The following is an 11,640-nucleotide window of genomic DNA, read 5'->3' on the forward strand; positions in this document are numbered from 1 at the left end:
CGCGACAATAAATGACCCAATGACTTATTAACAATAAATGACCCAATGACTACAAATGACCCAGTGACTACAAATGACCACAAATGACTTCCATTCCTACTTCACTCTTCTTTTTCCCTGAAAGTCGGTGATAGTAATGGTTTTCAGGCCTTTGGATGGTACTGTTACTTTTCTGGACGACTGGGACAAATAACCTGAACCGAATTGAAACTCCATTGTTATTTTCTTCCCGGATGTGTAGGTGGCTTCCAGCAATGCATCCTGCGCACCGGGGTTGATAACCATAACGGATTCTGCTCCCGGGAGCTTGAATGTTTTCAACGCAGCATTGTTCTGGGCAGCGAGGACCAGGCGGCTATTGTTTCCTAAGAACAATTGCGAAAGGCTTTTCCCATCACCTTCCACCAAAAAACCACTCTCTTTTGGCGAAAGTGCTGAAAATGAACCCTTTCCATTTCCTTTGAGCATTAGCCCGTTAAAAGCATCCAGTCGCCCGCTGATGGATTCGCTGGCGTAGGTATTGCCGCTGAGCAATATATCCAGGTGACCGTCGCCATCGTAATCTCCGGCGCAAAGTCCGTAAACGGAACCAAGCTGAGCGGCAGACGGCAACAATTTTATTGTAAACTTTCCTTTTCCGTTGTTTTCAAGGTAAACCGACTGCATTACTTCGCAGATCATTTTTTTAGCATCCTTCAACTCTTCCTGGGAGAAAACGTCGCTGATCTTTGCTTTGGAATAATCAGCATAATAGATAAACCGCTTTTTCAGGAAGTTCATCTGGCTGGTCATTTCGTCACGAGGGTGCACGGGATACAAGTCCTCGCCAACATACCTGCACAAAACCGGATCCATCGTGCCGCTTTTATCAAAATCTTTTGCCAGAAGCGTAAGCGGTTGTTCCTTTGAAGGATGTCCCTCTGTATTGAGGCCGACATTTCCGATTACATAATCCATGTCACCGTCTTCGTCAAAATCTCCCGCAGCGATGCTATTCCACCAGCCATGCGTATTTAACAATCCTGTTGATTCTGAAACATTTATCAGCTTTCCACCCGTATTTTTATAAAAAGAAATGGGCATCCATTCTCCCACAATGATCAGGTCTGTCCTGCCGTCCTGGTCAAAATCTGTCCAGACTGCTGCGGTTACCATGCCGGCATTTCTAATTTCGGGGCAGACTGTGTCGGTGACATCGGTAAACTTTCCTTTGTCATTGCGCAAAAGATAGCTTTCGCCCGCCGAAGGATATTGCCCGGGCGAAAGTCTGCCGCCAACAAACAAATCCAGGTCGCCGTCCTGATCAAAATCAGCAGCATTAACCGTAGACCCACTACCCGAAAGTGCAGGTAACGCATTGACATCCAAAACAAAATCCCCGTTTCCGTTATTCTTGTAAAGCCTGTCCTGATAATATTTTGACCCCGGCTCAAACTCATTGCTGCCGCTTACCACATACAGATCCAGATCGCCGTCTCCATCTGCGTCAAAAAGCAGCAAGCCCATATCTTCCTCGTATTTCTGCAGCGTCGTCAATGGTTTCCGGAGGAATTTCTCCTGTTTGTTTTGGATAAAAAAACTACCCGATTGATTGAACGCACCGCCGACATAAAAATCGTCCAGCCCATCGCCGTTCACATCGCCGACCGCCATACCCGGGCCGTTTTGCGAAAGTAAGTGCGGCAGCAGCGGCTGGATTTTGAAATCAATGTACAAGTCGTCTTTATGCTGATAATCGATACCGTTTGCCGAGATTTCAGAAAATATTCCCGAGGCTGGCAGGGCAGTATTTTCCGTCTGGCTGACAGCCGCCTTGTAATCAGGTTCCAGCAACTGACCGGCTTTAACTTTTTTCAACAGCTGCGTTTTCCCGTCAGGCCACACAACCCGGACCGAATCAACCAACGCAGACTTGCCAAGGCCGAAATGAAGCGTATTGGATACCGTTGATTGGTATCCCCGGTAAGGCGAATGCTCTGTAAACTGCAGTTTATTGTTGGCATAAACAGTGATTTTAGCCCCAAAGCCGTAGGGATTTTCCTTCGTTCCTTTCAACCTTACATTCAAAAAATGATGATCCGGCAACCGTTCCGAGTGGTTCTGATAAATAAATGCTTCCTGATCTATGTTGTTCATGACCAGGTCCAGATCGCCGTCATTGTCCAGATCGGCATATGCAGCTCCGTTGGAAAAGGATGGAATGTCAAAGCCCCACTCGGCAGACCTGTCTGTGAAGGTAAGATCGTGGTTATTATCATATAAATAATTGGGCACGTGCGCGCCTTCAACCTGCTTTAAAGCTTCTGTCAAGCGCCTGTTATGACCATTGCCGGAACGCATTTGTTGCTCATGTTCGGCCATGCGGTAAATCACAAAATCGCGGTTAGTGATGTCTTTCGGGTAGCCGTTCGTGATCATCAGGTCGCGGAAACCGTCGTTATTGTAATCCGCAAATAGTGCACTCCAGCTCCAATCGGTGGCATGCACACCCGAGTACCGGCCTATCTCGCTAAAAAACGGTTCATTACTCCCCGGCCGGTTTCCGTTGTTATGTTGGAGGGTATTACGCATAAACTGCGGCTCATACCCCATTTTCAGTTCCGATAAATGCCGGTCGTAATTCATCAGGCCGAACATATTTTTGCTCCGCTCGTTTCCTTCCGGCAGCATGTCCAGGGTTATAAAATCCACCAGGCCGTCGTTGTCGATATCCGACGCATCATTGCCCATGGCCGAATAACTCTGGTGACGGAAATAACCGGCAATCGAGTTTCGGAATGTCCCGTCCTTCTGATTGATATACAGCAGATCGTTGGAGACATAATCATTGGAAATGTAGATATCCTGCCAGCCGTCACTATTGACATCCAAAACCGAAATACCAAGCCCGTACCCTTCTTCCAGAATGCCCGCATCTTTGGATACGTCAGAAAAAGTACCGTCACCATTGTTTCTCAGCAACCTATCTGTATTCGGGGAAGTGCCGTCGTTTTGCCTTTTGCGGATATTGTTCGGTCCTTTCATGTTCATGACGTTGGTCACGAGGTACACGTCCAGATCACCGTCGCGGTCGTAATCAAAGAAAGCTGCCTGGGTAGTGCTGCCGTTGTAGTCCAGCCCGTACACCTTCGCTGCCTCTTTAAATGTATTGTCCTTTTGATTGATAAACAGCAGATTAGGCAATGGTCCGGCCTGCGCAGGGCCTGCCCGGCAAACATATATATCCTGAAAACCATCGCCGTTGATATCCACCATAGCAATACCCCTCGCCCAGCCGCCCGGTATTTTTATACCCGACGCTCCGGTAATATCGTCAAACTCAATCTGTCCCCCTTTTTTTGTTTTGTTGAGATAAAGCCGGCTGTCTGTCATGTTACCGCCGAAGAAAAGATCCGTCAGGCCATCATTGTTGATATCACCTGCGCCAACGCCGCCTCCGTTGTAAAAATATTCGTAGGTAAGAATGTTGAGGTTGTCGTCCTCTTTCAGCTGGTTTGCAAAACGGACGCCCGTTTTATCACCGGGCAGCAGTTCAAATAGTGTCTCTTTACTTTCCTTCCGGCAGCCCGTCAGAACGAGGAGAAGGGTAAAAAACGGGATCAGCTTTCGTATATAGGACAAGAAAAAGATCACTTGGCGCCGGATGGGATTTTGGTAAAAAAACGAACTTCAAACAACTCCTGGTTTTTTCCGGGGAGATAAGGTTTTTGTGCTTTTTTCAGTATCAGTTGGCTATCGGTCAATTTCAGGATTTGAAAACCGCTCAGCTGATGCCCTGTTGAATCCGCATAAACCAGTGAATCGCGGGAAGGAAGCTTGTAATGGTACGTTTTATGCTTTTCCCTTTTTCTCTCCGTGAGAATTCCACCAGCACCGTATTCAAATGTGGACCAATGTTCGTCAAAGGTATTGTTTGTAAAACTGAACCCATTTACAAAATTATTGATCGAATCCGTCCTCCATACACCTTCCAGTTCTTTTTCCTGCATGTAAACAGGGATATTGCAACGGCACAAACCAATGATCAGGAGCAGTATCGGGATGATTCTTTTCAATTGTATAGTGTTTTAGTCCGGCTTTTTCAGCACATTTCCCGCACCGGAATCATTCCGGCACGGGATGTACAGTCACCATTAGTAAAGGTTAATAATTGGAATTCTGTTTCAAAACACCGTTGCTTAAATCCACTTCGCGCTGAGGAAGCGGGTAATAGTAATGTTTGGGTTTTACAAAATTACGGGCGGGTTTATATGGCCCTCTTGCGATTCTGTAATGTGCGGCAATATCAATCAGGCCGGCTTTGTCCCAGCGCATCAGATCCTGGTGGCGTTCGTTTTCACCTGCAAGTTCTACACGGCGTTCATGCATAATATCCGCCATTTTAGCCGCGGTTTTTGCAGGCAGACCTGCCCGCCTACGCACTGCATTGAGCTCAGTATCCCCGCTTTGTCCTGACCGGATCTTGGCTTCCGCCGCCAGCAGATATACATCTGAGGAACGTAAAAACGGTGCGTTCAGGCTCTGGCTCATGTCACCTGCATCTGTAAAGTCTGTGTATTTTTTGAAGGCGTAACCCGTTACACGAGTCATATCAGCTTTGAAAATGGTATTCCCCAAAGATCCGCGTGTCACAGTATCTCCCGGACTATAAATAGAATATGATCTGCGCGGGTCACCTTTTTCAAACTCCTTTACAAGGTCTTCGATCGGCTCATGGAAACCCCACCCGCCAAACGCCTGGGGAGTATGGTAAAATGTTGGCGAATTGTCTGTTGTCCAGCCCGTTTCATATTGAAGGGAAAACAGGATTTCCGGGTTGTTCTCAGTCACCAGCGCAAAGTTTTCATCGTAACGGTCAGCCAGCTTATAAGCCGCATTTCCGATCACCTTTGCACTTGCTTCAATGGCTTTCGGCCAGTTTTCCTGGTACACATATAATTTGGCAAGAAAACCGTTCGCAGCACCCTGTGTCGCACGGCCCGACTCCGAGGCGTCATAGCTTACCGGCAGTAAGCTGGCAGCTTTCAGGAAATCGGACTCTGCCTGCGCCCGTACCTCTGCGAGCGTCGCCTTGGGTTTGTTATAATTCTGACCCAAAGCATCTTCCTCTGTCAGGATGGGAACCTCGCCATAGATCAGCGAAAGCCGCCAGTAAATAAATCCGCGCAGAAAATAAGCTTCACCCATGCTGCGGTTGCGCAGTGTTTCATCCATATCAACCTTAGGAGCGTTGATCAGCACCGCATTTGCGCGGGAAATCACCTCGTACTTGGTCGACCAGGTCGCAAGTATATGCGAGTTGGATGCGTCGAAAGTGAACATTTCAAGGGCAGTTTCATCCGAGTGGTCCCCTGCCCTGTTCATATCGTCAGAGGCGTTATCGAAAGTGTATTCGGTATGCGCAAAACCATCTTCATTCAGCAACGGAGCATAAATTGCGTTCGTAGCCGCAACCACGTCATCTCCATTGCGCCAGTACTGCTGGGAAGTAACCTGCCCGTAAGGCGTACTGTCAAGTAAATCGTCGTTACAACCTGTAATAGTTGCTAGGAAGATCCATCCGGCCAGAATATATATTTTTTTCATATCAGTTATTTCAATGTAAATCTGAACGCTAAGTTTAGAATGATAAAGTGGCCCCGATCGTCCAGGTACGTGCCAGCGGGTATTGTGCGTAGTCAACGTTAAGCTGTTTTTCCACATATCCCAATTCCGGGTTCAGGCCTGAATATTTGGTAAACGTGAAAACATTTTGGCCTGTGATGTAAAATCTGGCATTGGACAGCTTCACTTTCTCGATCACCGACTTGGGAACGGAATAACCCAGTGTAAAATTTTTCAGACGGAGAAAATCGCCTTTTTCAAGGAACAGGTCGGAAGGACGGAAGTTACGGTTAGGGTTATCGATACTTACACGTGGTACTGTATTGCTCGTCCCGGGGTCATGCCAGCGCTCTTTTTCCTCTGCGTACAAGTTGAAAGAATAGCTTGCATCAAGCCCCTGCATACGGTCGGCGTTGAAAATCTTGTTGCCGCCTACACCCACAAAAAACACAGTGAAATCAAAGCCCTTGTAATTAACGCCTGCATTCAGACCATAGTTGATCTTTGGCTGAGGACTTCCGATGATCGTTCTGTCGAGATCGTTAACAATGCCATCATTATTCAGGTCCAGGAACCGAACGTCGCCCGGCTTGATCTGTCCGTCAGTTTTGCGGGCGTCATTGGTAATATTAGGATTGGAATCAATTTCACCCTGTGTCTGGTAAATGCCATTCGCTTTATACCCGTAGAATGTTCCGTACGGCTGCCCTTCATAAGTCCGCACAATTTCCTGCTGGCCACGGCCATACAGCTGCGAGGCAAGAAAACCGCCCGGCGTTGCCAGTTTCGTGATTTTGTTTTGGATAAATGTAGCGTTCCCGCTCACATTGAAAGTAACTTCTCCAACCGAGTTCCGGTAGGAAGCTTCCACTTCCAATCCTTTATTCCGCAGCTGTCCGATATTCTGGTCAGGTATGGTAGCAGTACCGATCGTTCCCACGGATGGAGGCGCAAGAAGCATCTTTTTGGTATCTTTTATAAAATAGTTCAGCGAGAGGTACAGACTGTTCTTCCACAAACCGGCTTCCAGACCAAAATTGCTCATTTCGGCAGTTTCCCAGCCGATTTGCGTGTTGGCCAGACGGCTCTGCGCCGCGCCGGAAATATTGTTTTGTGTTCCGCCAGCTCCCAGTGCATATCTGTATGAAGAATTGATGAGTGCCAGATATTGCAGAGAGTTTACGTTTTGGTTACCCAGTTGCCCCCATCCTCCGGTCAGCTTGAAATTGCTGAATACAGGCAGTGCACTTTTGAAGAAATCCTCTTCTGAAATTCTCCAGCCCAGTGAAAAAGCAGGAAAATAACCCCAGCGGTTTCCCGGTGCAAATTTGGATGAACCGTCGGAACGGAAAGTAGCAGTAACCAGGTACCGGTCGAGCAATGAATAATTGGCCCGGCCAAACCAGGACGCCAGCGCATCGTAGCTGCGGTTGCCATTTTCACCCGCTACGGAAACGATCGTTCCGGCATACTGGAGATAACGCAGCGACGGATCCTCACTCGGGAAATCCCGACCGCGCTGTTTGGCTGAAATACTGTTGAATGTCTGGGAAGTAAATCCGCCCACAAGGTTCAGCTTATGCGCACCAAACTGCTTGTCATAGGAAAGAAAATATTCCTGCAGAAACGACCAGTACTTTCCATGGGTAAGGTTGAGCTCGTTGTAGGAATTGGAACGAAACTGGTCTGTAATCTTGATGTCAAAACTGCTGTTTTCCGAAAATGTGGCATCGGTAGCGAGGTTGGCCCTCAATTTAAGATCTTTTATAATTTCAAATTCGCCGGTCAGGCTTCCCAGAAAACGGTTCCGGATACTGTTCTGATCCTGGGTATCAACTGTAAAAATCGGGTTATTGATGTCGCCAAATGCACCAATTCCTTTGGTGCTGCTATATGACCCGTCTGCGTTCCTGACCGGTAGTCCGGGATGAAAACGGATTGCACTCCATAGCAGACCCGTTTGGGAAGATGTAGTATTTGGCGCGGTGTTGTGGGTATTGGTAAACTGAAGGTTCTGTCCGATTTTAAGCCTGGACCCTATCTTATGATCCGAATTGACCCGGAAAGTGTACCTTTTGTAAAAGGATTTACCAATAATACCTTTTTCATTATAATAACCGCCGGAGATCGAAAATGAGGAATATTTCCCTCCGCCGCGAATGGCCGCATCATAGTTTTGCGTCACACCACGCTGAAGCAGCTCATCCTGCCAGTTTGTTCTCTGGGTCTGATATTGCGGATCCTGCCAAATTGGTGGAATCGGCAAACCGTCATTTTCGTAAGCCTCACGTTTCAGGGAAGCAAGTGAATTGGCATCCAGCATATCCATGATCTTGATCCGGTTGGTCACACCCACATAACCATTCACCGTAAGCCTGATAGGGTTATCGAATGAGCCTCTTTTGGTCGTCACGATAATTACGCCGTTGGCAGCACGCGTACCATAAATCGCTGACGCAGAAGCATCCTTCAATATTTCTATTGATTCAATGTCGTTGGGGTTAACATCATTCATGGAACCCGACGGCACCCCGTCGATCACCACAAGCGGATCAGAATTGTTGACTGTCCCGAAGCCGCGTATCTGGATCGTACCGGCATCGCCTGGCGCACCGCCATTACGGATAATGTTCACACCGGCTGCTCTTCCCTGCAAAGCCTGCTGCGCCCCGCCGGAAGGAAGATTTTCAAAATCAACTCCTTTTACGGAAGAAACCGCGCCGGTAACATCCTTTTTTTCCTGGGTTCCATAACCCACCACGACCACCTCCCTGAGTGCATTGACATCCTGCACCAGATTGACTGTCAGCTCCGAACGGTTCCCCACAGTTGCATCCTGGCTTACAAAACCGATGAAGGAAAACCGCAAGACCACATCACCATCAGGCACATTTAGTGTGAACCGACCATCCTGATCCGTGGAAGTTCCCTGCTGACTACCCACGACCAGGACATTCACCCCCGGTAAGCCAATACCTTTATCATCCAAGACCGTCCCAGTGACTTTGCGGTCGGCTTCTCTCTGGGATGCCAGGCTTTGTACCGGGAAAGCTGCCGATTGAGATCCGCTCTTTTTTCGCAAAAGGATACGGCTGTTGCCCACAACTTCATAGGAAACGTCCAAAGGTGTCAGCAGCTGATCCAGAACCTTATTGAGCGGCCCCTGAAGTTGTTTCATCCCAACCGTACTTTTCCCCTTAATGCTGCTCGTACTGTATACAAATTTGACATCAGCCTGCTTTTCAATCTGGCGGAGCACCTGTTTGATCTCGATGGATTCGAGTTTCAGAGAAATCTCTTTATTAAGTAACTCCTGGCTATAAACGCCGTGGGCAAATGAAATGCCACAGCAGATCAGGGAAAGGAAAAGTTGTTTAGCCGTAGTGCTCATGACGTTGTAAACAACCCTTTGTAAGGGTATTTTTTTATGCATAATATCAAAGGTTTTTGTATACGTATTCATTTAATTATTCCAGGCATCCTTCTCCGCGTATAAAAAGCGAAGTTCCGCGGCTTTCATAGTCTGCATTCACAGCCTTGCAAATAAGGTCGAGCTGAGAAAACATCGTCAGATCATTCAGGTCGCCGGTAAAAAGGCAGTTCCTGAAAACATCGTCTTCCACTATAATATCAATTCCATAGGTAGTTTCGAGTATGGCAAAGGCGTCGGCGACCGGCGTCTCGGAGAACTCAAATTTCTGCCGAGAAGCGACCGGCTTCACAACAGCGGGATTTTTAACAATGCCCAGCTCCATTTTCCTTGATTTTTTATCAAAAACAATTTTCTGATTGGGTGTAAGGATCACGCCATTGCGTTTTGTCTCCTTATTATCTTTCAGGATCTCGTAAACGGAGACTCTCCCGCTCATTACCCTCACTTCCACAGAGCCCGAACTATCATAAGACTTCACATTAAAACTTGTACCTAAAACCTGGGTTGCAAGATTCTCAGTAGATACGATAAACGGTCTAGCCGGATTTCTTTTCACTTTAAAAAACGCCTCTCCATGTAAATAGACAAGCCGCTGCTTGTCGCCGAGGTGATCGGGGTAACTGATTGTGCTGCCAGGCTGCAGGACAACCTCGCTACCGTCTTCCAGCATCAGGCTCTTCGGCTTGGCCGAAGTATTCTTTACTTCAAAATCATATTCCTTAGCCCCAAGCATCGAAGTGATAACCGATTCATAATTTGTGTAACCCGTGCCAAAAAACCAGCTTGCTCCGACGAAAACCAGCAAAGAGGCGGCAATCGCGGCAGCCCAAAGATAAATTGACCTCGCAGGTTTTCTTGTAGTGTTCTTCAAAAGCTTTTTCTTGATGCGCCTGCCGATTTCGTTTTTTTCAGGTAAAAGGATTTCCGATTCGTTCACCGGATTTTCTTCCAGAAATCTTTCAACCAACACTTCTTCTTCTGGTGTTGCCGCACCGTCAATATACTTTTCAATTAGCGTGTCGTAATTTATCTGACTCATAAGAGCTGTTTTTATCGGCTTTCAGTTGTTCGACTGGTACATCCAGAGCCCTTCTTTAAGCGCTTTCAATGATTTTGTAATGTGGTACTCCACCGCCTTTTCAGAAATATGCAGTTCTTCGGCTATGTCTTTTACAGACTGATTTTCGAAGCGGCTCAGCTGAAAAACCCGGCTCGTTTTTTCCGGAAGTCGGCTCATCACTTCATCCACCGCCTTTGACAGGTCCGAAAACCGCACAATTTCCTCCGTAGAGTAAGTTTCATGTATTTTATTCAGGATCATGTACTCCCGGTATTTGCGCCAGGTGATCTGTGATTTGATAAAATTGGCGATCCGGTATTTGATAGAAATCACAAGATAGGTGCTCAGATTTCTGATTGCTGTTTCGTTACGTTTGTACCAAAGACTCTCAAATATGTCATGAACAAGCTCTTCCGACTCTTCTTTTGAGCCGAGCTGGTGATAGCAAATACAAAACAGCTTGTACCAATAACGATCATATATCTCCTCAAAAGCTTGCTTATTGCTTTCGTGAAGCCGAATAACCAGTTGCTCGTCGGTTAAAAACTTACCCATTTCTGATTCTGCAATTTCGGGATATATGTATAGTCAATCAACTTCGAAGAACCCCTAACCGATTTATAAGATTTTTTACTAATGTTTTAATCTTTAAAAAAGGTTCTTATAAAGATACCATGATTTTGGTATCTAACCACTTGGAAACTAGACTATTTCAGGAAGACTTGAAATTCCGAATCGATCTGAAAATTATTGACGCCAATTTCCTTCATCCTGTCGCAATCCCTTTTCGCATCTGCCATAAAATCGGTCGATTTCCGGTAATGGAATTTGTTAATTGCCGCAACCGTCATGAAGCCATGTTCTTTCGCCCAGGCCACATCTTCGCTGCTCAGATTGGCGGGCCTTTCAAACAGAAAATAATGATCCGGCTTAAAACCGGGTTTCCGCATATTCTCTTCCAGCTGTTTCCGGGAACAGCTAAGCCTCAGCTTTCCTGTAAAAAACTCCGTAGACTCGTCGGTTCCTATCGTCAGGGCAGAACGGCGTAGCTTGTTTTCATCCAGCATTTTCAGCAAACGGTTAAACAATACCGTATCGAGCCCTCGGATCTTATTATCCAGCATCACACCGAGCTGATTTTTCCTGCAAAAAATGAGGATATCTTCCAGTTTCTGGGGGGAATTTCCGTCCAGGCTGCTTTTCAGGTTTTTGATCTCCTTCCAATCCGCATCGACTACCTTTTTATCAAACCCATAAAATCTTTTAAAATCAGCATCATGATTTGCAATAAGCACACCGTCACGGGTTACACGCATGTCGATTTCAATCATCTTGTACCCTTCTTCCAATGCTTTTTTCAGGGCTGGAATTCCGTTTTCAGTGTAAGAACTGTCCACCACACCGCCGCGGTGGGCAATCAGAATGTAAGAGGCGGGCTGAGCATAAACACATTTGCCTGAAACGAGCAGTAAGAAGCAAACCGTCAGAACATAGCGTCTTTTATCGATCATATACATTTTTCCACGCGTTGAGATTACAAAAG

General features: G+C 46.7%; 7 protein-coding genes. All 7 read right to left on the reverse strand.

The window, feature by feature from the left end; all coding sequences use genetic code 11:
• Positions 1 to 96 precede the first annotated feature (96 nt).
• Positions 97 to 3,621 (reverse strand): VCBS repeat-containing protein, encoded by a 3,525-nt coding sequence (locus tag FBF61_RS06525; protein WP_138476401.1) that lies wholly within the window; start codon positions 3,619 to 3,621, stop codon positions 97 to 99.
• A gap of 8 nt (positions 3,622 to 3,629) precedes the next feature.
• Entirely contained in the window at positions 3,630 to 4,055 is a 426-nt protein-coding gene (locus FBF61_RS06530; protein WP_138476402.1) for a hypothetical protein, read from the reverse strand.
• 88 nt (positions 4,056 to 4,143) lie between these two features.
• Positions 4,144 to 5,586, reverse strand: a complete 1,443-nt coding sequence (locus FBF61_RS06535; RefSeq protein WP_138476403.1) for a RagB/SusD family nutrient uptake outer membrane protein — start codon at positions 5,584 to 5,586, stop codon at positions 4,144 to 4,146.
• 34 nt (positions 5,587 to 5,620) lie between these two features.
• A complete protein-coding gene (locus FBF61_RS06540) occupies positions 5,621 to 9,037 on the reverse strand; it encodes a TonB-dependent receptor (RefSeq protein ID WP_138476404.1) in 3,417 nt (1,138 codons plus the stop codon).
• Positions 9,038 to 9,071: 34 nt separating this feature from the next.
• Complete coding sequence (locus tag FBF61_RS06545; protein ID WP_138476405.1) at positions 9,072 to 10,076, reverse strand: FecR family protein; 1,005 nt, start codon at positions 10,074 to 10,076, stop codon at positions 9,072 to 9,074.
• Positions 10,077 to 10,097: 21 nt separating this feature from the next.
• Positions 10,098 to 10,652 carry an RNA polymerase sigma factor gene (locus FBF61_RS06550; protein WP_138476406.1) on the reverse strand — a complete coding sequence of 185 codons (555 nt, stop codon included), beginning with the start codon at positions 10,650 to 10,652 and terminating at the stop codon, positions 10,098 to 10,100.
• Positions 10,653 to 10,804: 152 nt separating this feature from the next.
• Positions 10,805 to 11,608, reverse strand: a complete 804-nt coding sequence (locus FBF61_RS06555) for a glycerophosphodiester phosphodiesterase (protein ID WP_166444439.1) — start codon at positions 11,606 to 11,608, stop codon at positions 10,805 to 10,807.
• Positions 11,609 to 11,640: the final 32 nt, after the last annotated feature.

The sequence above is a fragment of the Dyadobacter bucti genome (genome assembly GCF_005869225.1).
GTDB classification, from domain to species: Bacteria; Bacteroidota; Bacteroidia; order Cytophagales; family Spirosomataceae; genus Dyadobacter; species Dyadobacter bucti.